Annotated in this window: 23 protein-coding genes and 1 riboswitch; of the genes, 8 read left to right on the top strand and 15 right to left on the bottom strand. The window is 71.6% G+C overall.

Annotated elements, in window-relative coordinates; all coding sequences use genetic code 11:
* Window positions 1-98: 98 nt before the first annotated feature.
* The 4 genes from BKA14_RS38205 to BKA14_RS43375 all read left to right on the top strand — a co-directional run bounded on the left by BKA14_RS38205 (window position 99) and on the right by BKA14_RS43375 (window position 5,652).
* Window positions 99-1,295, top strand: coding sequence for a thiolase family protein (locus BKA14_RS38205; protein ID WP_184955597.1), 1,197 nt, complete (start codon window positions 99-101; stop codon window positions 1,293-1,295).
* On the top strand, window positions 1,292-3,346 hold the full coding sequence (locus tag BKA14_RS38200) for a 3-hydroxyacyl-CoA dehydrogenase NAD-binding domain-containing protein (RefSeq protein ID WP_184955596.1): 2,055 nt from the start codon (window positions 1,292-1,294) through the stop codon (window positions 3,344-3,346). The genes BKA14_RS38205 and BKA14_RS38200 overlap by 4 nt, the downstream gene beginning before the upstream one ends.
* Before the next feature lie 151 nt (window positions 3,347-3,497).
* On the top strand, window positions 3,498-4,469 hold the full coding sequence (locus BKA14_RS38195) for a hypothetical protein (protein WP_184955595.1): 972 nt from the start codon (window positions 3,498-3,500) through the stop codon (window positions 4,467-4,469).
* A gap of 151 nt (window positions 4,470-4,620) precedes the next feature.
* A complete protein-coding gene (locus BKA14_RS43375; RefSeq protein ID WP_203722052.1) occupies window positions 4,621-5,652 on the top strand; it encodes a DUF2637 domain-containing protein in 1,032 nt (343 codons plus the stop codon).
* Between the two features lie 6 nt (window positions 5,653-5,658).
* On the opposite strand, the gene BKA14_RS38185 is transcribed toward BKA14_RS43375, so the two are convergent.
* The 6 genes from BKA14_RS38185 to dxs form a co-directional block, all read right to left on the bottom strand.
* A complete protein-coding gene (locus BKA14_RS38185; RefSeq protein ID WP_184955594.1) occupies window positions 5,659-6,879 on the bottom strand; it encodes a sensor histidine kinase in 1,221 nt (406 codons plus the stop codon).
* Window positions 6,876-7,550 carry a response regulator transcription factor gene (locus BKA14_RS38180; protein ID WP_133874990.1) on the bottom strand — a complete coding sequence of 225 codons (675 nt, stop codon included), beginning with the start codon at window positions 7,548-7,550 and terminating at the stop codon, window positions 6,876-6,878. The genes BKA14_RS38185 and BKA14_RS38180 overlap by 4 nt, the downstream gene beginning before the upstream one ends.
* Before the next feature lie 68 nt (window positions 7,551-7,618).
* Window positions 7,619-8,905 carry an outer membrane protein assembly factor BamB family protein gene (locus BKA14_RS38175; RefSeq protein ID WP_184955593.1) on the bottom strand — a complete coding sequence of 429 codons (1,287 nt, stop codon included), beginning with the start codon at window positions 8,903-8,905 and terminating at the stop codon, window positions 7,619-7,621.
* Between the two features lie 39 nt (window positions 8,906-8,944).
* Complete coding sequence (locus tag BKA14_RS38170; protein ID WP_184955592.1) at window positions 8,945-10,306, bottom strand: PQQ-binding-like beta-propeller repeat protein; 1,362 nt, start codon at window positions 10,304-10,306, stop codon at window positions 8,945-8,947.
* 3 nt (window positions 10,307-10,309) lie between these two features.
* Entirely contained in the window at window positions 10,310-11,620 is a 1,311-nt protein-coding gene (locus tag BKA14_RS38165; protein WP_184955591.1) for an outer membrane protein assembly factor BamB family protein, read from the bottom strand.
* A gap of 57 nt (window positions 11,621-11,677) precedes the next feature.
* Entirely contained in the window at window positions 11,678-13,600 is a 1,923-nt protein-coding gene (dxs, locus tag BKA14_RS38160; RefSeq protein ID WP_184955590.1) for a 1-deoxy-D-xylulose-5-phosphate synthase, read from the bottom strand.
* 161 nt (window positions 13,601-13,761) lie between these two features.
* A riboswitch (ZMP/ZTP riboswitch) is annotated at window positions 13,762-13,845 on the top strand.
* A gap of 15 nt (window positions 13,846-13,860) precedes the next feature.
* Between dxs and BKA14_RS38155 the strand changes: the two genes are divergently transcribed.
* Window positions 13,861-14,733, top strand: a complete 873-nt coding sequence (locus tag BKA14_RS38155) for a bifunctional 5,10-methylenetetrahydrofolate dehydrogenase/5,10-methenyltetrahydrofolate cyclohydrolase (protein ID WP_184955589.1) — start codon at window positions 13,861-13,863, stop codon at window positions 14,731-14,733.
* Here BKA14_RS38155 and BKA14_RS38150 read toward each other — a convergent pair.
* Genes BKA14_RS38150 through BKA14_RS38140 form a run of 3 tightly spaced genes read right to left on the bottom strand, consistent with a single transcriptional unit; the run spans window position 14,720 to window position 18,791 of the window.
* The gene (locus BKA14_RS38150) at window positions 14,720-15,406 is read right to left on the bottom strand and encodes a carbonic anhydrase (protein WP_184955588.1); all 687 of its coding nucleotides are present in this window, start codon (window positions 15,404-15,406) and stop codon (window positions 14,720-14,722) included. The genes BKA14_RS38155 and BKA14_RS38150 overlap by 14 nt on opposite strands.
* A gap of 59 nt (window positions 15,407-15,465) precedes the next feature.
* Entirely contained in the window at window positions 15,466-16,704 is a 1,239-nt protein-coding gene (locus tag BKA14_RS38145; RefSeq protein WP_184955587.1) for a class I SAM-dependent RNA methyltransferase, read from the bottom strand.
* Window positions 16,701-18,791 (bottom strand): APC family permease, encoded by a 2,091-nt coding sequence (locus BKA14_RS38140; RefSeq protein ID WP_184955586.1) that lies wholly within the window; start codon window positions 18,789-18,791, stop codon window positions 16,701-16,703. Before BKA14_RS38140 ends, BKA14_RS38145 begins: the two co-directional genes overlap by 4 nt.
* A 43-nt stretch (window positions 18,792-18,834) precedes the next feature.
* Between BKA14_RS38140 and BKA14_RS38135 the strand changes: the two genes are divergently transcribed.
* Both BKA14_RS38135 and BKA14_RS38130 read left to right on the top strand, forming a co-directional pair.
* A complete protein-coding gene (locus BKA14_RS38135) occupies window positions 18,835-19,500 on the top strand; it encodes a potassium channel family protein (RefSeq protein ID WP_184955585.1) in 666 nt (221 codons plus the stop codon).
* Window positions 19,497-20,180: a potassium channel family protein gene (locus tag BKA14_RS38130; RefSeq protein WP_184957198.1), complete on the top strand. Its 684-nt coding sequence runs from the start codon at window positions 19,497-19,499 to the stop codon at window positions 20,178-20,180. The genes BKA14_RS38135 and BKA14_RS38130 overlap by 4 nt, the downstream gene beginning before the upstream one ends.
* A 2-nt stretch (window positions 20,181-20,182) precedes the next feature.
* On the opposite strand, the gene BKA14_RS38125 is transcribed toward BKA14_RS38130, so the two are convergent.
* The 4 genes from BKA14_RS38125 to dut all read right to left on the bottom strand — a co-directional run bounded on the left by BKA14_RS38125 (window position 20,183) and on the right by dut (window position 22,591).
* Window positions 20,183-20,962 carry a DUF3159 domain-containing protein gene (locus BKA14_RS38125; protein ID WP_184955584.1) on the bottom strand — a complete coding sequence of 260 codons (780 nt, stop codon included), beginning with the start codon at window positions 20,960-20,962 and terminating at the stop codon, window positions 20,183-20,185.
* A complete protein-coding gene (locus BKA14_RS38120; protein WP_184955583.1) occupies window positions 20,959-21,336 on the bottom strand; it encodes an OB-fold nucleic acid binding domain-containing protein in 378 nt (125 codons plus the stop codon). Before BKA14_RS38120 ends, BKA14_RS38125 begins: the two co-directional genes overlap by 4 nt.
* A gap of 95 nt (window positions 21,337-21,431) precedes the next feature.
* Window positions 21,432-22,106, bottom strand: coding sequence for a DUF3710 domain-containing protein (locus tag BKA14_RS38115; RefSeq protein WP_184955582.1), 675 nt, complete (start codon window positions 22,104-22,106; stop codon window positions 21,432-21,434).
* A gap of 17 nt (window positions 22,107-22,123) precedes the next feature.
* Window positions 22,124-22,591: a dUTP diphosphatase gene (dut, locus tag BKA14_RS38110; RefSeq protein ID WP_184957197.1), complete on the bottom strand. Its 468-nt coding sequence runs from the start codon at window positions 22,589-22,591 to the stop codon at window positions 22,124-22,126.
* 103 nt (window positions 22,592-22,694) lie between these two features.
* Here dut and BKA14_RS38105 point away from each other — a divergent pair, with 103 nt between their 5' ends.
* Complete coding sequence (locus BKA14_RS38105; RefSeq protein ID WP_184955581.1) at window positions 22,695-23,183, top strand: DUF3093 domain-containing protein; 489 nt, start codon at window positions 22,695-22,697, stop codon at window positions 23,181-23,183.
* Here BKA14_RS38105 and BKA14_RS38100 read toward each other — a convergent pair.
* Both BKA14_RS38100 and BKA14_RS38095 read right to left on the bottom strand, forming a co-directional pair.
* Complete coding sequence (locus BKA14_RS38100; protein ID WP_239092519.1) at window positions 23,180-23,998, bottom strand: hypothetical protein; 819 nt, start codon at window positions 23,996-23,998, stop codon at window positions 23,180-23,182. The two genes, BKA14_RS38105 and BKA14_RS38100, sit on opposite strands and share 4 nt — an antisense overlap.
* A gap of 135 nt (window positions 23,999-24,133) precedes the next feature.
* Entirely contained in the window at window positions 24,134-24,430 is a 297-nt protein-coding gene (locus BKA14_RS38095) for a DUF4193 domain-containing protein (protein WP_133874975.1), read from the bottom strand.
* Window positions 24,431-24,668: the final 238 nt, after the last annotated feature.

The following is a 24,668-nucleotide window of genomic DNA, read 5'->3' as shown; positions in this document are numbered from 1 at the left end:
TTGATCTTGAAGGTGAAGTCTCCTGTGAAGTTTCCCGGACTCGGTGGCACCTCCTAGTTACTGGCGAGTAGCATTCACCCACGTCCTGAGGAGGTACCGTGCCCCGTGAAGTACGCGAGGTCGTCTTTGTCGACGGCGTCCGCACCCCCTTCGGCAAGGCGGGCGGCATGTACGCCGAGACCCGCGCCGACGACCTGGTCATCCGCTGCATCCGTGAGTTGATGCGCCGCAACCCCCAGCTCCCGCCGGAAAGGGTCGACGAGGTCGCCATCGCGGCCACCACCCAGATCGGCGACCAGGGCCTGACCATCGGCCGCACCGCCGCCCTGCTGGCGGGCCTGCCCAAGACCGTCCCCGGCTACGCGGTCGACCGCATGTGCGCGGGCGCGATGACCGCGGTGACGAATGTGGCCGGCGGCATCGCGATGGGCGCCTACGACGTGGCGATCGCGGGCGGTGTCGAACATATGGGCCGCCACCCGATGGGTGAGGGCGTCGACCCCAATCCGCGCATCATCGCCGAGAAGCTGGTCGACCCGTCAGCGCTGGTGATGGGTTCGACGGCGGAAAACCTGCACGACCGCCTGCCGCACATCACCAAGGAGCGGGCCGACCGTTACGGGTTGAACTCGCAGCTCAAGACGGCCAAGGCGTACGCCGACGGCAAGCTGCAGCCCGATCTGGTGCCGGTGGCGTTGCGCAGCGCCGAGCAGGGCTGGGGCCTGGCCACGGCCGACGAGGCGCCCCGCGAGACGTCGCTGGAGAAGCTGGCCACGCTCAAGACCCCGTTCCGCCCGCACGGCCGGGTCACCGCGGGCAACGCGGCCGGCCTCAACGACGGGGCCACGGCGGCGCTGCTGGCCAGCGAGGAGACGGCCCGCGAGCTGGGGCTGCCGGTCGCGATGCGGATGGTCTCGTACGGTTTCGTGGGCGTCGAGCCCGAGATCATGGGCTACGGCCCGATCCCGTCGACTGAGAAGGCCCTCAAGAAGGCCGGGCTCACGATCGACGACATCGGCCTGTTCGAGCTGAACGAGGCGTTCGCGGTCCAGGTGCTGGCGTTCCTCGACCACTACGGCATCGCCGACGACGACCCGCGGGTCAACCCGTGGGGCGGCGCGATCGCCATCGGGCACCCGCTCGCCTCGTCCGGCGTGCGCCTGATGACGCAGCTCGCGCGGCACTTCGCCGAGCACCCCGAGGTCCGTTACGGCCTCACCGCCATGTGCATCGGCATCGGCATGGGCGGCACCGTGATCTGGGAGAACCCGAACTGGGACGGAGAGGCGAAGTGATCGAGCACCCGAACGAGGTCGTCACCAAGGCGCTCGTCCGCTTTGTTCACGTCCAGGGCAAGAAGGCCGCCCTGATCACGCTGGACAACGGGTTCGACCACAAGAAGCCGAACAGCTTCGGGCCGGCCGGTCTGCGCTCTCTCGACGAGGCGATCACGTCGGCCACCGCGGAGAAGCCGGACTTCATCGCGCTCACCGGCAAGCCGTACATCTTCTGCGTCGGCGCCGACATCACCGGCATTCCGTTCCTGACCTCGCGGGAGCAGGCGGTCGAGCTGGGCGAGCTGGGTCACCGGGTCTTCGCGCGGCTCAAGGACTCGTCGATTCCGACTTTCGCGTTCATCAACGGTGCCGCCCTCGGTGGTGGCCTCGAGGTGGCGCTGCACTGTCACTACCGCACGGTCTCCGGTGGCGCGGCGGCCCTCGGCCTGCCCGAGGTCGCGATCGGCCTGGTGCCCGGCTGGGGCGGCAGCCAGTTACTGCCCAATCTGATCGGTGTGCCCGGCGCGGCCCAGGTCATCCTGCAGAACCCGCTCACCCAGAAGGTGCTGCGCCCCAAGCAAGCGGTCGAGCTGGGCGTGGCCGATCAGCTCTTCGAGCCGGCCGACTTCATCGAGCGCTCGCTGGAGTGGGCGGCCGCGGTGGTCGACGGTGAGCTGACCGTGCAGCGGCCCGAGGTCGACAAGGACATGTGGGAGGGCGTGCTCTTCTTCGCCAAGCAGCAGCTCGACGAGAAGCTGCACGGCGCGGTCCCGTCGGCCAACAAGGCCCTCGAGCTGCTTGCCCTGGCCAAGGACGCGTCGTTCTCCGACGGCACCAGGGCCGAGACCGAGGCCCTGGCCGACCTGATCCTGGGCGACGAGTCCCGGGCCAGCCTGTACGCGTTCGACCTGGTGCAGCGGCGGGCCAAGCGCCCGGTCGGTGTGCCCGACAAGTCGCTGGCCCGCAAGGTCACCAAGGTCGGCATCGTCGGCGCCGGCCTGATGGCCTCGCAGCTGGCCCTGCTGTTCGCGCGCCGCTTGCAGGTGCCGGTCGTGCTGACCGATATCGACCAGGCCCGCGTCGACAAGGGCGTGTCGTACGTGACCGAGCAGATCGACAAGCTGGTCGCCAAGCGCCGCCTCGACGAGGGCACCGCGGCCAAGCTGCGCGGCCTGGTCAGCGGCTCGGTCGACAAGTCGGTGTTCGCCGACGCCGACTTCGTGATCGAGGCTGTCTTCGAGAACCTCGAGCTCAAGAAGCAGATCTGGGCCGAGCTGGAAAAGATCGTGACGCCCGAGGCGATCCTGGCCACCAACACCAGCTCGCTCTCGGTGACCGCGATGGCGGCCGACCTCGAGCACCCTGAGCGGGTCGTCGGTTTCCACTTCTTCAACCCGGTCGCCGTGCTGCCGCTCCTCGAGATCATCAAGGGCGAGCGGACCGACGACGCCACGCTGGCCACGGCGTTCGCCGTCGGCAAGGAGCTGAAGAAGTCGTCGGTGCTGGTCAAGGACGCCCCGGCGTTCGTGGTCAACCGGCTGCTGACCCGGGTCACCAGCGAGATCTTCCAGGCCGTCGACGCCGGCACGCCGCTCGACGTGGTCAACGAGGCGATGGACCCGCTGGGCCTGCCGATGCGCCCGATCGCGCTGTTGCAGCTGGTCGGGCCGGCCGTGGCCTACCACGTGGGCGAGACGCTGCACCGGGCGTTCCCGGACCGGTTCGCCGAGTCCGCGAACCTCAAGAAGATCGTCGACGCCGGCCTGCCCGTCATGGTCGACGACGAGATCAACCCCGAGGTCGCCGAGCTGGTGGCCGGGGGCACGGCGCCGTTGAGCGCCGACGAGGTGCGCCAGAAGGCTCTGGACGCGCTGGCCGAGGAGATCCGCATCATGCTCGACGAGGGCGTGGTGGCGGAGGCGCAGGACATCGACCTGTGCATGATCCTCGGTGCCGGCTACCCGTTCCACCTGGGCGGCGTGACGCCGTACCTGGACCGCAGCGGCACCTCCGAGCGGGTGACCGGCAAGCGGTTCCTGCCCCCGGGCGTGGCGAGCCTGCCCGCCTGACCCGCAGAGTCGCGTTGACGACGCCCCGCACCGGAAAAGGTGCGGGGCGTCGTTTTTGCCCGTACGGATCGTCTCGCCACCCAGAACAGTTGACGTGCGGATTCGTACTGTGACGCTAGGCTCGCGCGGTACCCGAATGATGGAGCGCTTGATGTCGCAGCCCCCGTACCCCGGCCAGCCCTACCCCAATGACCCGTCGTCAGGCCAGCCGAACCAGGGTCAGCCGCCGTATCCGGGACAGCCGCAGTACGGCCAGCCGAACTACCCGCCCACGACGCCGTATCCGTCGTCCGGTCAGCCCGACTACGGCCAGCCGTCGTACGGGCAGCAACCGCAGTACGGCCAGCCCGGCGGTAACGAGTACGGGCAGCAGCCGCCATACGGACAGCAGCCGCAGTACGGGCAGCAACCCCCGTACGGTCAGCCCGCCGGCGGCTTCCCGCCCCCGCAGGCGCCGAAGAAGAAGTCGCGCACGCTGCCGATCATCCTGATCTCGGTGGCGATCGTGCTGGTGCTCTGCATCGGTGGCATCACCGCTATCGTGCTGGCCACCCGCGACGGCGACACCGACCGGGACAACCTGAGCGGCCTTTCCACGACCGCGCCCACGGCGGCCCCGACCACCGAGCCGGCCGAGGAGCCCACGACCGAGCCCCCGGCGGCGTCCACGGTCTCGATCTCGGAGCCGGCCACGCTGGGCGGCCGCAAGAAGCTGACCTCGCAGCAGTTCAAGGCGATCGCCGACCAGCTCAAGAGCGGCCTGGCCTCGGTGCCGGGCGCGACGAACTCGGTGGGCGCGCTCTACGGCGACGTGGCCGACCAGAACATCGTCATCGTGGCCGCGGCCGAGGCGCCCATCGCCAACCCGAAGGTCGAGCTGGAACAGACCTTCTACGGCGCCGGCATCGGCGGGCTGAAGATCGAGAACATCACGAACGCCCCCACGGGTGCGCTCGGCGGCGCGGCCAAGTGCGGCCGCTCCGAGACCTCGGGCATCGACATGGCCATCTGCACCTGGGCCGACGAGGGCAGCGTCGGCATGATCATCTGGTACTACGAGTCGGTGAGCGGGGCCAAGGCCGAGTTCCCCAAGCTCCGAGCCCAGATCGAAAAGAAGAACTAAGCGCGTCAAGGCGCCACGCCGCGCGCGACGATCACGTAGTCACAACGCCTCCGGAACGGACCGGTCACGGTTCCCGTCCGGAGGCGTTGGCGTTACCAGCAGCGTTCAGGATGGTTGGCCGAACCCCGTCCGAAGGCTGAGGAGACGTCCGGTGGTCCTGGAGCAACTGCGCCGCGTCCGGTGGGCCGTGCGAGCCACACTGCTGCTCGGCGTGGCCGCCTCCGTGGTCGCCAACGTCCTGCACGCCCTGGACAACCCGATCAGCCAGGCCATCGCCGCCTGGCCCCCGCTCGCCCTGCTGCTCACCGTCGAGCTGATCTCCCGCGTGCCGGTGCACCGGCGCTACCTGGCCGTGCTGCGGCTGGTGGCCACGGCGATCATCGCGGGCATCGCGGCCTGGGTCTCCTACTGGCACATGGTGGGGGTGGCGGCCCGCTACGGCGAGACGGGGGCTTCGCCCTACCTGCTGCCGCTCTCGGTCGACGGGTTGATCGTGGTGGCCAGCATCTGCCTGGTCGAACTGGGCGGGCGCATCTCGACTCTGGAACGCGCCCAGTCCGAACCGACGGCGCCGCCGATGACCTCGTCGCACCCGCAGCCGCAGCCGTTGAGCCAGCCGCAGCCCGGCACCATTTCCGCCGAGTTCCCCGGCGACCCCGTTCCGGGCCTCATTCCCAGTCCGCTCGCGGCGGCTCAGGCGCGGGTGAACGGCCCTGGACGCGCATCAGGCCCGCTCGGTCCGGCCACGGCCGCCGCGCTGGCAGAAGTCGCGGCCGCCCTGCCCCAGCCGGCGCCGCGCACACTGAGCCGGGCCACCGCACCCGCCCGGCCGAGCACCCCCACGCGCGAGAACCGGCCGAGCACCCCCACGCGCGAGAACCGGCCGAGCGCCACCGCGCGCGAAAACCGGCCGAGCACCTCCGCGCGCGAAAACCGGCCGAGCACCTCCGCGCGCGAAGCCGCCAACGGCCGAGTTGTCCCCGCGCAGCGCTCGACCCCCAGCGGCCGCGCGGTCACGGCCCCCGCCGACCGATCCGGGAAGAGCCGCCGCACCCCCGCCGAGACGATCGCCCTGGCGACGCAGATCAAGGCCGCCCGGCCCGGCCTCAACGAGGCCGAGATCGCCGCCGAGCTGGGCATCAGCGAGTCCCGCTGGCGCACCATCCGCCGCGAGGCCGCGTAGCAGAGCTCAGGCCAGCTTGGCCCGCGGCACCGAGGCCGACGCCGCCACCACGGGTGTCGCGTCGGCCGTGGGCAGCGACACCGTCACTTCCAGCCCGCCTCCGGCCTGGGCCACCGCCGAGACCGTCCCTCCGTGCGCGTCGCACACCGCCCGCACGATCGACAACCCCAGACCGGATCCCCGGGACCCCGTACGCTCCCAGCCCCCACGACGGAACGGCTCGAACAGCCCCGGCACGTCCCCCGGCTCGACCTCGTAGCCGGTGTTGCCCACCACCAGCCGGGCTTGACCGTTCACCGTCTCGGTGCGCAGCCACAGCCGGCCCAGCAGGTGGTTGTAGCGGATCGCGTTCTCGATCAGGTTGCCCGCGAGCCGGTCCAGCAGTGACGGGTCACCCACCACGGGCGCCGGCTGCAGGTCGGTCGTCACGTCGAGTTTGAGCCGTTCGGCCTCGGCTTTCACCGCCGACAACGCGTTGGTCACGCTCATCGCCATGTCGGCCGGCACTTTGCGCACGAGCCGCCGCCCGGACTGGGCCTCGGAGCGGGCCAGCACGAGCAGCGCGTCGACCAGCCCGTTGGCCCGTTCGGAGGCGTTGCGCACCACTTTGGCCATGCGGCGGTATTCCGCCACGTCGGCCTCGTCGTCGCTGAGGGTCACGTCGATCTCGGTGCGCATCACCGCCAGCGGGGTGCGCAGTTCGTGGGAGGCGTTCGCGACGAACCGTTTCTGCGACTCGAACGCGCCGGCCAGCCGGTCCAGCATCGCGTCGAAGGTGCGGGCCAGTTCGGCCACCTCGTCGTCCGCCCCGGAGTAGCGGATGCGCTGGTCGAGCGTCTCCTCGCCCAGGCGGCGGGCGGTCTGGGTGACGGTGTGCAGGGGGCGCAGGGCCCGGCCGGCCACCGCGTACGCCCCGGCGATGCCGATGATGCCGATCGCGAACAGCGCCACCAGGCCTTTGACCAGCATCTCGCGTGCCGCCTGGTCGACCAGCGCCTCCTGCCACTGGGCGGCGTCGACCGTACGCCCGTCGGTCAGCGTGACCACGGAGCCGGGTTGCAGCCCCACGCCGGGGTGCATCACGTCGCCCACCAGCAGCCACGCCAGCAGCACCAGGATCGCTCCCGCGCCGACCAGCAGGATGCCGTTGAGCAGGGTCAGCCGCAGCCGCAGGGTGGGCCGGGGCAGTCCGGGCGGGGGTTGCTCGCGGCCGAGGTAGACCGTCATGAGAGGACGACCGGTTCGGGCACGCGGTAGCCGGCGCCGACCACGGTTTCGATCAGCGGCGGGTCGCCCACCTTCTTCCGCAGCGTCATGACGGTCACCCGTACGGTCGTGGTGAACGGGTCGGTGTTGGCGTCCCACACCCGTTCCAGCAGTTCCTCGCTCGACACGACACCACCGCGCGCCTTGAGCAGTTCCTCCAGCACGCCGAACTCCTTGTTGGTGAGCTCGATCGGGGTGCCGCCGCGGGTGACGACCCGGCGGGTCTGGTCGAGCACCAGGTTGCCCACGGTGAGCACGGGCGGGGCGGCCGGGGTGGCCCGCCGGCCCAGCGCCTGCACCCGGGCCACCAGCTCCTCGAAGGCGAACGGTTTGGCCAGGTAGTCGTCGGCACCCAGCTGCAGGCCCTCGACCCGGTCGGCGACCGTGCCGCTGGCGGTGAGCATGAGCACCCGGGTCAGCGCGCCCGATTCGACCAGGGCCGCGCAGATCTCGTCGCCGTGCATGCCGGGCAGGTCACGGTCGAGCACGACCACGTCGTAGCGGGTCACGTAGGCCATCTCGTGGCCCTGCAGGCCGTCGTAGGCCACGTCGACCGCCATGCCTTTGCGCCGCAGCCCGCGGGCGATCGCATCGCAGAGGTTCCGCTCGTCTTCCACAACCAGCACACGCACCGCAGACCTCCGTCGAACCGCCGGGCCCAGCCTCGCCGACCGGGTGTGAAGAGGCTGTAAGCAAGAGGCTACCGAAGGGGCCACAGGGCGACCGAGGCGTCGACGAGCCGGCAGATCAGCAGACCGGCCACGGCCTGGCAGCTGTTGGAGACGTCGGCCGCCGTGCCCAGCACCCGTACGGTGAAGGTGTCCGGGTCGAGGATCCCGTAGTGCACCAGGAACTCCCCCGGGACGTCGAGCTTGCCGTAGAAGCGCCCGTCCCCGGTCGCCGCGAGGTACTCCCACCGGCCGAAGTTCCCCCGGGACCGTCCGGTGGCGGGGTCGATCACCCACAGCCCGGGCTCGTCCACGCCGCGCTCGGCCCGGGTCGCCAGCAGGTAGGGGCCGACCGGCTCGGCGTACGCCCAGTCGGGGTTCTCCCACAGTTCCCGCCCGTCGGCCGGGTCGATCGCCGTGAGCCCCCGCTGCTGCCGGAACGTGCAGATCAGGCGCCCGCAAGCGGCCTGCATCCAGCTGCTCGACAGGTCGGCCCCGGTGTGCCAGAGCGGGGTCAGGGCGGGCAGCCGGTACGCGGCGAAGCCGGGCCCGCCGTCGTCCGCCATGACCAGGTCGTCGACCGGCCAGATCAGCCCGTTGGCGCGACCCTCGCGGGGCGGGATCGCACGGGTGGCCAGCAGCGCCCCGGTGTGCGGGTCGCGGCTCTCCAACCGGCCCGAGTCGGTCAGCAGCACCAGCCAGCGCGGATAGTTCGTGGCGTCCCAGCCGGTCTCGGCGATGTAGCCGTCCGGTGGCCGGGGCAGCCGCCAGCGGGTGGCGCCGGTGCGCAGGTCGACGGCGGACACCGCCTCGTCGGTGCCCAGCAGCGCCTGGCCGTCGGCCTCGGAGACCGCGATCAACCGGGCCGTGCGGCGCCAGCGGGTCTGCTCGGTGCCCTCGGCCACCGCCACCGTGGCCCAGGTGCCGCTCGCGTCCACCTGGTACGAAACCACTACCGTGTCGCCCGCCGGGAGCACCTGGTTGATGCCGCCGGAGACGGTGACCGTGGTGGTGCTGACCAGGCGGGTGCTGGGCAGGTCGTAGGCCCGCACGACCCGGCGGCTGATCTGCGAGACGAGCGTGGCCGAGCCGCTGACCAGCAGCATTCGCCGCCCGTCGAGAAACATGGTGTCGCCCAGCCGGGCCGGCACGATGGTGGGCCGGCCGAGGGCGGGCAGCGGGGCCGCGGCCGCGGTCGTCGCGACGAGGAGGGCCGACAGCAGCATCAGCAGGGCCCGGCGCGGCACCAGCCGGTCGGCCCCGACGACGGTGGGCGTCTCGCGGGGCACCTCGCCGAGTTCGATGACTCCGCCGGCCACGGCACTCATTGTGCGCTGCCGATGACCCTCGGTGATAGATCAGGCCCGATAGGCCCAGATTCGCAGCCCGTCGTCGGTGCGGCAGACCACGTGCCGCGCGTCGGAGGCGCAGTCGCTGACCGGGCCGCCGGTCACGCCGAGCGGCTGGATCTCGTCGCGGCGGTCCACCACCACGCCGAACGCGCTGGCCCCGGCGTCGATGCCGCGCCGCAGCACGATCGGCTGCCCGGCCTGGCCCACCACCTCGGCCCGCCAGCCGGTCAGGTCGACGCGGGTGACGCCGGTGTCCGGGTCGACCAGCCGCACCGGCATACCCGACTCGACACCCACCTCGATCACGTAGTTCCCGTATTTCGCCAAATCGACGTCGTCGGGTGCCCGCCAGCGGGCCCGGCCGGTGTCCGGGTCGAGCACGTCGAGGGCCTGACGGCCGCCCGCGCAGTGCAGGCCGGAACAGTTGGCCGGGTCGGTCATCATCGTCGGCACGCGCCGCTGCCAGCGCTGCTCGAGGGTGTCGGGGGCGTAGGCGACCTCGCGCGAGACGATCCCCCGGCGGCCGTAGTAGACCATCATCAGCCCGTCGACCAGTTCCCCGGTGGCCGGGGCGATCCCGCCCACCCGGGGCAGCGACCGGTTCCCCACGACCTCGCCGGTGGTGCCGTCGATGCGGCGCAGCCGGTCGGAGGAGAGCAGCAGCGCGGCCGTCTCGTCGCCCGGCGGCACGGCCACGTTGACCGAGCCGGCCACGGTCAGCGTCCACAGCACCCGGCCGTCGGTCAGGTCGACCCCGTTGATGTGGGTGCGCAGCGGCGGCTCGGTGTGCGGCTCGCCGGTGGCCGAGAAGTACAGCATGCCGGGTTCGCCCGAGGCCTGGTCGTAGACGGTGCCGGAGCGGAAGTCGTGCCGCTGGGTGACGCCGATCCGGCCGCCCGGCAGCGGCGTGACGGCCACCGGCGAGGTCCACCGGATCGCCCCGGTCGCCGCGTCCACGATCGTCGTGTCCGGTCCGTCGCCGAAGAGCACCACGTCGCCCGCCTGTTCGGCGTCGACCGCGCCCCAGCTGATCTCGTCGGGACCGGAGACGCGGGCCGGGAAACTCACCGTCCACAGCTCGCGCGGCGTGCGTTCCAGGCTCCAGGCCGTGGTGACGCGTTCCTGGCCCGCCGCCTCGACCGTGTAGACCCGGCCGCCGGCCAGCTGGAACGGCGCCTCCGGGCCGCCCGCGGCGGGCACGGCGCCGAGGTAGCGCCAGAGCACCGGCAGGGCGGGCGCGGCGCCTCCGGCGGCCAGCGCCAGCACCGCGACCAGCAGCAGACCGGGCAGGCGGTAGCGGTGGGCGGGAGGCAGCGGAGTGGACGTCTGGTCGGGCTGGGTCGTCAGGTCCAGCTCGATCAGTGCCAACGCTTACCCCTTCAAGCCGTACGCCCACACGATGAGCCGGCCGTACATCGAGCGGCAGACCAGGCGCTCGTCCGCGGCCTGGCAGTCGCCGGTGCCGGTCGGCAGCGCCCCGAGCAGCCGTGGTGCGTTCTCGCCGGGCCGGGCAACGGCGACCATCGTACGGCCTCCGGGTTCGGTTGCCCTGGTGACCAGCAGGTGGTGTTGGGTAGCCGTTCCGGTGACCGGGCGCCATCCGGTGAGGTCGACTTCGAGGGCACCGGTGTCCGGATTGATCAGGCCGAGCGGTCGGGTGTACTCCGCCGACCCGTACGCGACGAACTGGGTGCCGAACTGCTGGATGCCCCGCCACTCGGGCCGCTGCCAGACGGTGTCGCCGGTGGCCGGGTCGACCGCGCGGATGCCGCCGGGCCCGGTCAGGCAGGCCAGGGCGCCGCAGGTCTCGACGTCGTACGCCCCGTCGGCCGGCTTCGACCACAGGTTGCGCAACGTGACCGCGTCGTAGGCCGAGAACTCCATGCTGGGCCGGCCCGGGTGCCGCAGCAGGATCGTCCCGCCGACCACCACCGGGTTGTCCTGGTCGTAGTCCGCGGCCGGCACGTTCGTCCGGGTCAGGCGCTCGCCGGTGACCAGGTCGTGCACGGCCATGGTGCGGTCGTCGTGCACGAGCAGCATGCGGGTGCCGGCGTCGCCCGCGCCCGGCAGCGCCACGAGGGTGGCGGTCGACGGCACGTTGACGGTCCAGAGGGTGCGCCCGGTGTCCGGGTCGATGGCGTCGACCGGCCCGTTGATCCGCCGGTTGGCGCTGCTGCCGAAGCCGCGCACCGGCACGACCGAGAGCAGGGTCGGCGACCCGGCCAGAGTGATGACCTGGCCGGAACGCCGCCACTGCAGATCGCCGTCGTCGATCGAGACGGCGGTGGTGCCCGGGTCGCGGGCGCCGACGCTCCACGGGCGCATGAGGATCAGGCCCGAGCCGAGGCGCAGCCGGTAGACGGGGATCTCCTGCCCCGCCTCCCACTGCGACTCACCGTCGTCGAGGTCGTAGGCGCCGAGCGTGCCGTAGGCCTGGGCCAGCAGCTGGCCGTCCTCGGTCAGCGCGTACGGGTCGGCCGGCCCCACCTTGAGGCTGAACACCTCGGTGAACGGCGGCTTGGCGGGCGCGGCCGAGGCCCCGGCGGTGAGCAGCACGAGCACGGCCAGGACGGCGGCGGGGAACCAGCCCGGGTACGTCGAGCGTTGCGGCGCGTCGTACGAATCGGGTTCACCCCGCTCCAGGCCCAGATCGATGACCACCGTGTTGCCCTGAACCGTCATGCCCCAAAAGTAACGAGCAGATAACGGAACTGCCCAACCGCCGTCCGTTTAACGACCCTATCGGCGAATTTCCGCGTTCGCGGGCTGCGCGTCGAGCTTGGCCACCCACTCGGTGACACCGCGCGCCACGTCCTGCGCGGTGAGTCCGAGCTCGGTCAGGATCTCGGCCCGCGTGCCGTGCGGGTGGAACCCGGCCGGCACGCCGAAGTCGCGCAGCGGCACCTCGACCCCCGCGTCCCGCAGGGCGCTGGCCACCGCGTCGCCCACGCCGCCGGCCCGCATGCCGTCCTCCAGCGTGACCACCAGGCGGTGCTGAGCGGCCAGGCCGGTCAGCTCGATCGGCACCGGGCGGACCCAGCGCGGGTCGGCCACGGTGACCCCGAAGCCCTGCTCGGCCAGCCGCTCGGCGACCTCGAGGCCCAGCCCGGCGAACGAGCCGACCGCGACCAGCAGCACGTCCTTGCGCTCGTCCTCCCGCAGCAGGTCGACCTGGCCGACCCGGCGCAGCGCGGGCAACGCGGCCGGCACGGCGCCGGTCGGGAAGCGGACCAGCGTCGGGCCGTCGTCGACGGCGAGAGCCTCGCGCAGCTCCTCGCGCAGCGTCGCCTCGTCGCGCGGGGCGGCGATCCGCATCCCGGGCACGACACCGAAGACGCTCATGTCCCAGATGCCGTAGTGGCTGGGGCCGTCGGGGCCGGTGATCCCGGCCCGGTCGAGCACGAACGTGACGGGCAGCTCGTGCATCGCCACGTCGAGGAGCACCTGGTCGAAGGCGCGGTTGAGGAACGTGGCGTAGACCGCCACGACCGGGTGCAGGCCGCCCATGGCCAGGCCGGCCGCGCTGGTCACCGCGTGCTGCTCCGCGATGCCCACGTCGTACGAGCGCTCGGGGTATTTCTTGGCCAGTGCGGCGATGCCGGTCGGCTCGGCCATGGCGGCGGTGATGCCCACCACATCGGGCCGGTCGTCGGCGATCTTGACCAGCTCGTCGGCGAAGACGCTCGTCCACTTGAGCTTGGAGGCGGCCAGCGACTTGCCGGTCTCGACGTCGAAGCTGCTCGGACTGTGCAGGCAGTCGGCCTCGTCCTGCTCGGCGGGACGGTAGCCGTAACCCTTGCGAGTGACCGCGTGCACGATGACCGGCGCGTCGAAGCCCTTGGCCCGGCGCAGCGCCGACTCCATGGCCTGCACGTCGTGCCCGTCGACCGGGCCCAGGTATTTGATGCCGAGATCCTCGAACATGGGCTGCGGGCTGACCGCGTCCTTGATGCCGCGCTTGACCGCGTGCAGCACCTCGTAGACCGGCTTGCCCACCACCGGTGTCGAGCCCAGCGCGTCCTTGACCAGGTCGAGCACCTTTTCGTAGCCGGGGTTGAGCCGCAGCGTGGAGAGGTGGTCGGCCAGGCCGCCGATGGTCGGCGCGTACGACCGGCCGTTGTCGTTGACGACGATGACCAGGCGGTTCTTGGCCGCGGCGATGTTGTTGAGGGCCTCCCAGCACATGCCGCCGGTGAGCGCGCCGTCGCCGACCACGGCCACGACGTGCCGGTCCTCGCCGCGCAGGGCGAACGCCTTGGACATGCCGTCCGCGTAGGACAGGGCGGTCGAGGCGTGCGAGTTCTCGATGAAGTCGTGCTCGCTCTCGGCCCGGCTCGGGTAGCCGGTCAGTCCGCCGCGCCGGCGCAGCAGGTCGAAGCCGTCCTGCCGGCCGGTGACGATCTTGTGCACGTACGCCTGGTGGCCGGTGTCGAACAGGATCCGGTCCCGGGGCGAGTCGAACACGCGGTGCAGGGCCAGGGTGGTCTCGACCACGCCGAGGTTGGGGCCGAGGTGGCCGCCGGTGCGCGACACCTTGGCCACCAGGAAGTCGCGAATCTCCGCCGCCAGCAGGGTCAGCTGCTCGGGGCTGAGGCGCTTGAGGTCACCGGGCTCGGTGACGGTCGCCAGGATGCCGTCGGGGGCGGGGAGGGATTCGCTCATGGGGGCAAAGTCTATCGGCGTGTCGCGACCGCGCATCCCAGCCGTTGGGCCCTCCTCGGGTCCTACACACAACCGACGCATCACCGTAACCTGCGATCTCCCGTGATCTACCGCACAGTAACAACCCGGCCGGGGCGGCCCTGGACAGGTCGGGCATCCTTGGTAGCCACGGCGACTGGCGGCACCGGGGATGGATACACCATCGGGGAGCCTGTCACGGGGAGTCGACCGCCTGGGCCCCCGTGCGACAAGGTGGTCGCATGTCCTCAGAAGCCCGACTTCTCCCCGGCAAGCCCGTCGCCGAGGCCGTGCTGGCCGACGTCTCCGAGCGCGCCGCCAAGCTCAAGGCCCAGGGCGTGACGCCCAGCCTGGCCACCGTGCTCGTCGGCGACGACGACGCCAGCGCCGGCTACATCCGGATCAAGCAGCGGCAGGCCGCCGAGCTCGGCTTCGACTCCCCGCACCGGCACCTCTCGGGTGACATCACCCAGCAGCAGCTGCTCGACGTGGTGGCCGAGCTCAACGCCGACAAGAACGTGCACGGCGTGCTCATCCAGTACCCGATCCCGGCCCACCTCGACTACGACGCGGCGCTGATGACCCTCGACCCCGACAAGGACGTCGACGGCATGCACCCGCTCAACATGGGCCGCCTCGCCGTCGGCCTGCCCGGCCCGCTGCCCTGCACCCCGGCCGGCATCGAGGCGCTGCTGGCCCACTACGAGATCCCGGTGGCCGGGCGCGAGGTCGTCATCCTGGGCCGGGGGGCCACCCTGGGCCGTCCGCTGGCCATGCTGCTGGCTCAGAAGCGGCCCACCGCCAACGCCGCCGTCACCGTGGTGCACACCGGTGTGCCCGACTGGGAGCGCTACACCAAGCGGGCCGAGATCCTGATCGCCGCGGCCGGGGTGCCCGGCATCATCCAGCCCGAGCACGTCCGGCCGGGCGCCACGGTGATCGGCGCCGGGGTCCGCTACGAGGGCAAGCGTCTGCTGCCCGACGTCGCCGAGGAGTGCGCCGCCGTCGCCGGGGCGATCACCCCGCGGGTCGGCGGGGTGGGCCCGACGACGGTGGCGATGCTGTTCCGCAACGCGATCACCGCCGCCGAGCGGGCCGTCGCTACAGCAGAGTGACCTTCCCGGTGTCCAGGTCGTAACGCGCGCCGGCCACGCCGAGGTGGCCGGCCTCGACCTTCTCGCGGATGATCGGGCTGCTCGCGGTGAGCGCCGCGACCTGGGCCCGCACGTTGGCCACGACGCCGTTCTCGACCGGGTCGCCGGGCAGGCTCAGCACCGGCTCGACGATCGGGGTCAGCGCGTCGACGATGGCGGCGATGTGCCCCGGGGCCTCGCCACCGCTGCGGAGGATGTCGACCGTGGCCGAGATCGCGCCGCAGCGCTCGTGCCCGAGCACCAGCAGCAGCGGCGGGTCGAAGTGCTCGACGGCGTATTCCATGCTGCCCAGCAGCAGGTCGTCGACGATGTTGCCGGCCACCCGGTTGTCGAAGATGTCGCCGAGGCCCTGGTCGAAGAGCAGTTCCGACGGTACGCGGGAGTCGGCGCAGCCGAGCGTGATGACGAACGGGTCCTGGGCCGCGGCCAGCCGGTGGATCGCGGCGACGTTCTGGTGCGGGTGACGCAGGTGGCCGGTGACGAAGCGGCGGTTGCCGCGCAGCAGCTCACGGATGGCCTCGTCGTAGGTGCCGGGCGAGGCAGGCTCGGCACTGGCGTGGGCCGCGGTGGGGACCACTGTCGCGGCGAGCGCGGTGGCGCCCGCGGCGAGCAGGGAACGACGTCCGATGGACATGGATCTTCTCCGATCTGCGAAAGCGATCGGAGTCTATTGATCTGGGACCACCCCGGCTGTCAGGGTTCCAACAGAGCGACGCACTCCACATGCTGGGTCATCGGGAAGCAGTCGAAGGCGCGCAGCGTGACCAGATTCCAGCCCAGCTCACGAAACGTGGCGATGTCGCGGGCGAGCGCGGCCGGGTCACAGGCCACATAGGCCACCGCCCGCGGTCCGGCCGCCACCACCGAGCGCACCACCTTGGCCCCGGCCCCCGCGCGGGGCGGGTCGAGCACGACCAGGTCGACCGGCCCGGTGACGCGGCGGCGGGACAGCGCGGCGTCGACCCGGGCCTCGACGACCTCGGCGGTCACGTTCTCCCGGGCCGCGGCCGCCCCGAGATGCGAGGCCTCGACCACCGTCGTACGCCCGTGGGTGTGCTCGGCGACGGCCCCGGCGAAGAGCCCGGCCCCGCCGTACAGGTCCCAGACGGTCTCCCCAGCGGCCGGGCGCAGCATCTCGACCACGGTGGACACGAGGGTCTCGGCCGCCGCCGGGTGCACCTGCCAGAAGCCCTCGGCCGGCACCCGCCACTCGCGTCCGGCCGCCCGCTCGGTCACCTCGCCCGGGCCGGTGAGCCGCACCCGGCCGCCCCCGCCCAGCGTCGTGCCCTCGGCGGGATCGTCCGGCGGCAGCGTCTTGCCGCTGCCCGTGGGGCGGGCCAGCACAGTCACGTCGCCGCCGGTGCTCGCGACCGCCTCCAGCGCGTCGGCGTCGGGCCACTCCCGCTGCAGCAGGTCGAGGGCCTGGAGGCCGGGGTGCGCGATCCGGCACCGGTCGATCGCCACCACCTCGTGCGAGCGGTGCTTGAGCAGCCCGGCCCGCCCGGCCGCGTCGACGGCGTACCGCACCCGGCTGCGCCAGCCCAGTAGGCCACCGGGCAGTTCCTCGACCCGTACGGCGTAGGTCAGCTTGGCCAGCCGCCGCAGCTGCTCCTCGACGACGGCCGCCTTCCACCGTCGCTGCGCGTCGCCCGAGGCGTGTTGCAGATCGCAGCCGCCGCACAGGCCCGGACGCGCGTACGGGCAGGGCGGCTCGACCCGGTCCGGCGACGGCTCGTGGATCGTGACCGCGTCGGCCCGCGCGAACCCCTTGTGCAGCTCGGTGATCTCGGCCGTCACCCGCTCGCCGGGCAGCGCGTGCCTGACGAACACGACCTGGCCGTGCTCACCGCCGACCCGGGCCACGCAGTGCCCGCCGTGCGCCGGGGCGCCCACGGTGAGCTCGACGAGGTCGCCCTCCTGCAGTTCGTTCACGAGCGTGCCTCGCTGGTGTCGTCGGCCGGCGGCGTGGGCTCGGCCGGGGGTCGCACCCGGGGGCCACGCGCGGGCACCCGGGTCAGGCTCTGGTCGAAGCGGTCCAGGTCACGGTCCTGGCTGGAGCGCAGTTGCCACGGCACGCTGGTCACCATCACGCCCGGCTCGAACAGCAGCCGGCCCTTGATGCGCAACGCGCTCTGGTTGTGCAGCAGGTTCTCCCACCAGCGGCCGACGACGTATTCGGGCACGAAGACGGTGACCACGTCGCGCGGCGACCCCCGCCGTACGCCCTTGACGAAGTCGATGATCGGGCCGGTGATCTCGCGATAGGGCGAGTCGACCACGGTCAGCGGCACCGGGATCTGCCGGCGCTCCCACTCCTCCTGGATCTGCCGGGTGTCCTTGTCGTCCACGTTGACGGTGACCGCGGTGAGCGTGTCGGGCCGGGTCGCCTGGGCGTACGCGACCGCGCGCAGGGTCGGCATGTGCACCTTGCTGACCAGCACTACCGCGTGGTTGCGGGAGGGCAGCACGGGCCGCTCGTCGGTCGGCTGCAGCTCCTGCGAGACCCGGGTGTAGTGCTTGCGGATGGCCAGCATGAGCCCGTAGATGACGATCATGGCGGCGATCGCGATCCACGCACCGAGCAGGAACTTCGTGATCAGCACGATGATCAGGACGGCGCCGGTGAGCCCCATGCCGAACGCGTTGATGGCCCGCGACCGGATCATCCGGTGGCGCCGCTCGGGGTCGCGCTGGGTCCGCAGCAGCCGGTTCCAGTGCCGGATCATGCCGCCCTGCGACAGCGTGAACGACACGAAGACACCCACGATGTAGAGCTGGATGAGCCGGGTCGTCTCCGCCTGGAACGCCACGACCAGCACCATCGCGGCGATCGCGAGGAAGATGATGCCGTTGCTGAAGGCCAGCCGGTCGCCGCGGGTGTGCAGCTGGCGGGGCAGGTAACGGTCCTGGGCGAGGATCGAGCCGAGCACCGGGAAGCCGTTGAAGGCGGTGTTCGCGGCCAGGAAGAGGATCAGGGCGGTGACCGCGCCCACCACGTACAGCAGGATCGACCCGGGACCGAAGATGGTCTCGGCCAGCTGCGTCGTCACCGTCTTCTGCACGTAGTTGGCCGGGCCGGAGACGATCTGCAGGCTGGGGTCCTCGACGTACTGCAGCTTGGTGGCCCGTGCCAGCAGCACGATGCCGACCAGCATGATGATCGAGAGGCCGCCCAGCAGCATCAGCGTGGTGGCCGCGTTCCTGCTCTTGGGCGGCTTGAAGGCGGGCACGCCGTTCGAGATGGCCTCGACGCCGGTCAGCGCGGCACAGCCCGACGAGAACGTCCGCAGCAACAGATAGGCGAAGCCGAAGCTGGTGAGATGGTCCTCCTCGGCCGTGATGACCAGGCCCGCGCTCGGCGCCAGCAGGTTGTCGCCGAGCACGAAGACCCGGAACAACCCGACCAGGATCATGCCGACGATGACGATGATGAACGCGTACGTCGGCACGGCGAACGCGGTGCCCGACTCGCGCAGCCCGCGCAGGTTGAGCGCGGTCAGCAGGGCGATCGCGCCGATCGCGAAGGCCACCTTGTGCTCGGCCACGAACGGCACGACCGAGCCCAGGTTGTTGACGCCCGCCGAGGTCGACACGGCCACGGTCAGGATGTAGTCGACCAGCAGCGCACTGCCGACACCGAGCCCGGCCCGCGGGCCCAGGTTGACCGTCGCCACCTCGTAGTCGCCGCCGCCGGAGGGGTAGGCGTGCACGTTCTGCCGGTAGCTGGCGACCACGGTCACCATCACGACCGCGACGGCCAGCGTGATCCACGGGGAGATCCAGAAAGCGCCCGCGCCGGCGATCGAGAGGGTCAGCAGGATCTCGTCCGGCGCGTAGGCCACGCTCGAGAGGGCATCACTGGCGAAGACCGGGAGCGCGATCCGCTTGGGCAGCAGCGTGTGCTGCAGCTTGTCGGAGCGGAACGGCCGGCCCAGCAGGAGCCGTTTCGCGAGGGAGGTCGTACTGGCCACGATGGCAAAGCGTACGGCCGCCCCACCCGCCGCTACTGGCGAGGGCATGGCAATCTCTCACTGACTGGCTCCATGCGGGAGGACGCGACACGTGCACGTGGTGATCATGGGGTGCGGCCGGCTCGGTTCGACGCTGGCCCACAACCTCGACGGGCGCGGCCACTCGGTGGCCGTCATCGACCAGAACGCGGACGCCTTCCGCAGGCTGGGCTCGGAGTTCGGCGGCACCACGGTGACCGGTGTCGGCTTCGACCGCGACGTGCTGCGCTCGGCCGGCATCGAGCGGGCCGACGCGTTCGCGGCCGTCTCCAGCGGCGACAACTCCAACATCATCTCGGCCCGGCTGGCCCGGGAGACGTTCGGCGTGTCCCGGGTCGTGGCCCGCATCTACGACCAGAAACGGGCCCAGGTCTACGAGCGGCTCGGCATCCCGACCGTGGCGACGATCCGCTGGGCGGCCGACCGGATGGTGCGCCACCTGGTGCCCGAGGGCACGGTGGAGGTGTTCCGCGACCCGACCAGCGTGGTCTCGATCGTCGAGGCGCCGTTGCACCGCGACTGGGTCGGGCGCACGCTCAAGGCGCTCGAGGAGCGCACGGGGGCCCGCGTGGCCTACCTGATGCGCTTCGGCATGGGCACCCTGGGCACCCCGTCCACCGTGCTGCAGGACGGCGACCAGGTCTTCATGCTGGTCACCGACGAAACGGTGACCGCCGTGCTGGACATCGCCTCCGGGGCCGACAAGGAAGGGCACTGACCATGCGGATCGCCATCGCCGGGGCCGGCAACGTGGGCCGGTCGATCGCGCAGGAGCTGATCGGCAACGGGCATCGGGTCATGCTGATCGAGCGCCAGCCCAAGCAGCTGCGGCCCGAGCGGGTGCCCGAGGCCGACTGGGTGCTGGCCGACGCGTGCGAGCTGAGCAGCCTCGAGGAGGCCGACGTGGCCGGCTGCGACGTGGTGGTCGCGGCCACCGGCGACGACAAGGTCAACCTGGTGGTCTCGCTGCTGGCCAAGACCGAGTTCGCCGTGCCCCGGGTGGTGGCCCGGGTCAACCGGGCCGAGAACGAGTGGCTGTTCACCGAGCAGTGGGGCGTCGACGTCTCGGTCAGCAAGCCGCGCCTGATGGCCGCGCTGGTCGAGGAGGCGGTCACGGTGGGCGACCTGGTCCGGCTGATGACGTTCCGCCAGGGCGAGGCCAACCTGGTCGAGATCACGCTGCCCAAGAACGCCCCGTACGAGGGTCAGCCCGTGCGCGACGTGCCCCTGCCCCGCGACTCGGCGCTGGTGGCGATCCTGCGCGGCAAACGGGTCATGGTGCCCACGGCCGACGACCCGCTCGAGGCCGGCGACGAGCTGATCTTCGTCTGCACCGCCGAGATGGAGGACCAGATCCGCGCCGTCGTGCTGGGCAGCGAGGGCCGCGAGCTGGGCTAGAGCTAGGCCTCGACCTTCTGCTCGCTGGTCACCCGGTGGATGGCCCAGGCGGTGAAGGCGAAGGTGGCCGCGTAGATCGGCCAGCTGATCAGGATGCGCACGATGCCCAGCGCGTTCGCCTCGCCGGCCGCCCACAGGTAGTACTGGATGCCGGCCCGCAGGGTCAGCGAGGCCACCCAGACCAGGGTGAGCCACTGGAACGTACGGAAGAGCCGGGTGTTGCCGAACCAGTCCTGCCGGCCCTTGTTGGCCATCACGCCCCACACGTAGCCGATGATCGGCTTGCGCACGAGGACCGAGATCAACAGGGCTGCGGCCTGGCCGAAAGTGAGCAGGATGCCGGGCAGGTAGAAGTCTTCGGCGTTGCCCGAGCGGTAGGCCAGGAAGGCTCCCACCGCGATGCCGAACAGACCGTTCACGGCATGCCGTACGGGCTCCTTGCGGAACAGCCGGAAGGCGCCGATGGCCAGCGCCGCGAAGACCGCACCGCCGATCGCCCAGTAGAGCGCCGTACGCTTCTCCAGCCCGGCCACCGCGTCGCCCAGCACCACGTTGAGGATGACGAACGCGAAAACGGGCAGGCTCGACTCGATCAGCCCGCGGACACCACCGAGCTGCTCGGAGATCTGCTCGCTCATGGACGGGAACGGCTCTTCGTCCTCGTCCTTCTGGCGCGGCGGCTCCTGGACCGGGTGGAGGTCGAGTTCCTCGACGACCTCCTCGGCGAGCCGTTCCTCCACGTTCTCGTGCGCGGCGTGACGCGGCTCGCTGCCGGGTGTCACCGGGGCGCCTCCAGCTCGTAGTACGGGTTGTAGATCACCTTACGGTCCTCGCGGATGGCGATGCGGCCCCGCGCCGTGAGCTGCCGCCCCGGTTCGATGCCGGCGATCGACCGCCGGCCCAGGAAGACCAGGGTCACGACGTCGCTGCCGTCCCACAGGTCGGCCTCCAGCGTAGGCAGGTTGGTGCGCGGCGTGTAGGCCACCGTCCGCAGCCGGCCCGACACCGAGACGACCTGCCCGCGGGTGCACTGCCCGGCCGGCATGGCGCCGCACTTGGCGCTCTCACGCTGGAGGTCCCGCGCGTCGAGCTCTGAATCCGTGGCGGTCAACCGGTCGAAGAACCGGCGCAGGCCGGTGCGCTCGTCGGTGGTCATGACCTCTCCTCAGCCCCCGCCGTGGTGAACGGCACGGCCTCGATCGCCGTGCCGCCCCTACACGGTACGCCCCCGGTGACCTCTGTCACGAGGCGCTAGACGGGTGAGCTGCCGTTGGTGCCGGTGGCCTGCTCCTGCTGGGCCTGCTCGGTCATTTCCTGGGGCAGCCGCAGCGGCAGCGCCTCGCGGACCGGGCGGGCCTCGTTGTCGCGCACGACCACCAGACCGGTGAGCACCTCACCGAGCCGGCCCTCGCGGGAACGGTCGGCCGCGGCGGCACCCTGGAAGAGCGCGCGGACCATCCAGCGCGGCCCGTCGACACCCACGAACCGCACGTCGGCCGGGCCTTCCGGGGTGTTCACCCGGGCCGCCAGCTCGACGCCGTACGCCCCTTCGACCTCGCGCGGTGACACACCGTCCGACTTCATGGCCTGGGCGATCTCCTCACGGACCTCGTCCCAGATGCCCTCGGTGCGCGGCGCCGCGAACACGCCCAGCTGGAGCGCGCTCTCGCCGTCGACCAGGACGATCTGCTCGACCACGCCGTCGGGGTTGGCCTGCACCCGCACCTCGACGCCGTCGACGGCCGGGATCAGCAGGCTGCCCAGGTCGAGCTGTTGCACGTCGTCGGGCGCGTACGAGGAGTCCCACGGCCCGTGATCGGGCGGCGGGGGCGCGTCGCTCGCGGCCATGCTCTGCTTGAGCGCCTCGGAGGGCGGCGCGTCGGTCGCACGTACGTGCTTCGGGCCGCCGCGCTTACGGGAGAACATCGTTGGCACCTTCCGTCCTAAACCTGCTGCGTGGGCAGCGCGCTGTGCCCGCCGGTGGACCCGTGCCCACCGGCGCCACGAGCGGTGTCGCCGAGGTCGTCGACCACGTGGAACGAGGCCCGCTCGACCCGCTGGACGACCAGCTGGGCGATGCGGTCGCCACGAGAGATCTTGACGGTGTTCACCGGGTCGTGGTTCACGAGAATCACCAGAATCTCGCCGCGATAACCGGCGTCGACCGTACCGGGCGCGTTGAGCACCGTCACACCCAGGCGCGCGGCCAGCCCCGAACGAGGGTGCACGAGGCCGACGTAACCCTCGGGGATGGCCACCGCGATGCCCGTACGCACCTTGGCCCGATGGCCCGGCGCCAGCTCGGCGTCCTCGGCCGCGACCAGGTCGGCGCCCGCGTCACCGGGGTGCGCGTACGCAGGCAGCGGCAGGTCGGGGTCGAGCAGGCGGATCGGGATCACAACATCGGTCAAGATCGGGTCGGTCAAGGTCGGTCCTCACTGGCGTGGCTGCGGGCGGCACTCACCCTGCCATCCTGCCGTGCCCGGTCGCGGAGGCGCGCCGTACCCTTCCAGGGTGACACCGGAGTCCCCCGCGCGCACCACCACGACCCCCGCCTATTCCGAGCGGCTGAGCGTCACGTGGTGGATCTGGCCGGTCTCGCTGCTGGTCGTGTCGATCGTCGCCTTCGAGGTCCTGCTCGGCTTTCACGGCGTGCCCACCTGGGTCCCGTTCGCCGTCCTGATCCCGCTCACGGTGGCCGGCCTGCTCTGGACCAGCCGCATCCGGGTCGCGGTGACCGGGGGCGAGTTCCAGGTCGACGACGCGCGGCTCCCGGTCGAGTTCGTGCGGGACGTGGTGGCGCTCGACGCCGAGGGCAAGCGGGAGGCGCTCGGCGTGGGCGCCCACCCGCTCGCGTTCGTCATCCAGCGCCCGTGGGTCGGCCCGGCCGTGCAGGTGCTGCTCGACGACCCCGCCGACCCCACGCCGTACTGGATCGTCAGCACCCGCCGGCCGGTCGAACTGGCCACGGCCCTGCTCGAGGCCCGCGGCCCCCGGGGCTAGCCCTCGATCACCTTGTTGCGCGTCTTGCGCAGGTCCTTCTGGATGTGTTCGCCCAGGTTGCGGGTGGCCCGGCGGTTCAGGAAGCCCGCCACGGCCGCACCCGTCAGCATCGGCCCCAGCGTCGTCAGCTGGCGTCCGAAACGCTTGAGCAGGGTTGTCTGCAGCTCGCGGCGGGCGGCCGTGCCGAGCACCGTGGCCACGCCCACACCGGGCACCAGCGGATTGACCCCGCGCTGCTGCGACCACGCCTGCACCAGGCCCGCGGCCCGCTGGCCCAGGCTACCCTCGACCGGCTGCCCGTAGATCTCGTGCAGCTCACCGATGAGCTTGAGCTCGATCGCCACCACGGCGATCGTCTCGGCGCCGAGCAGGATCGGCGCGGACAACAGGGTCGGCGGTGCGACCCACTGCACGGAGGCGACCCCGCCCCCGGCGGCACCCACCCCGGCCGTCGATCGCGCGGCGTTGCGGATCAGCCGGTCGGCCAGGTCGTCGTCGTTCAGGCCGGGGAAATGCCGGCGCAAGGTCTCCAGGTCGCGGATCGGAACGTGCGGGGCCACGTCGGTCACCACGTCGGCCATCCAGCGCACCGCGGCCTTGGGCTTGAACATCTGGCCCAGCCCGCGGCGCCGGATGTCCGTGACGAGCCGGCCGAGCAGCTGCCGGCGGCCGGCCGGTTCCAAATCATCGGCGGTGAGCGCCGCTACCGTCTCTCCGAGTTCGGCGTCGACCGCGGCCAGCTCCTGGCTTTTGGCAGGTGTCTGCTCCAGGGCAGGCGGCACGCCGGTCTCGGCGGGGTGGTCCGTTCCGCTCATCGTCGTCCTCCCGTTGTATCCCCCGGGCTCATGTCTCCATCCTGATGCCCGGAGTCGACCCCGGGTCAAACCCGGCAACGGCCTGACGCCCGACCGCGAACCGCGGCCGGGTGGTGCACTGCTGCGAGCGGCCGGTCAGGCGCACTCGCGGCAGATCAACTCCCCGTTCCGCTCCGCGGCCAGCTGGCTGCGGTGGTGAACGAGGAAGCAGCGAGAACAGCGGAACTCGTCGGTCTGCATCGGCAGTACCTTGACGGTGAGCTCCTCGTCGGCCAGGTCGGCGCCGGGCAGCTCGAAGCTCTCCGCCACCTCGACCTCGTCGACGTCCACTGAACCCGACTGCGAGTCGGCGCGGCGGGCCTTGAGCTCCTCGAGGCTGTCCTCGCCGAGGTCGACCTCATCGCGACGCGGAGCGTCGTAGTCGGTGGCCATCGGTCTTCACTCTCCTGTATCGATGTGTCACTTGGCGTTAGTAACGCCCGCGACCCTGTTTCGGTTCCCGGTTCCGCCGGACGATTTCTGACACTGCCTCTAGCACGTGAAACACCCCGGTGAGCGCGGAACCTTACCGCTGTCGCGGCACTGTTGTACGCGCCCGGGCGGCCCATTGTTCCCGATGTGACCGAGGCGACATCAAAGTAGGGGTATCAGCCTCTGGATCATCGTCAAC

The organism is Paractinoplanes abujensis (genome assembly GCF_014204895.1).
GTDB classification, from domain to species: domain Bacteria; phylum Actinomycetota; class Actinomycetes; order Mycobacteriales; family Micromonosporaceae; genus Actinoplanes; species Actinoplanes abujensis.
The sequence above is the reverse complement of the archived record's forward strand: the minus strand, read 5'-3'. Positions and strand labels throughout refer to the sequence as shown.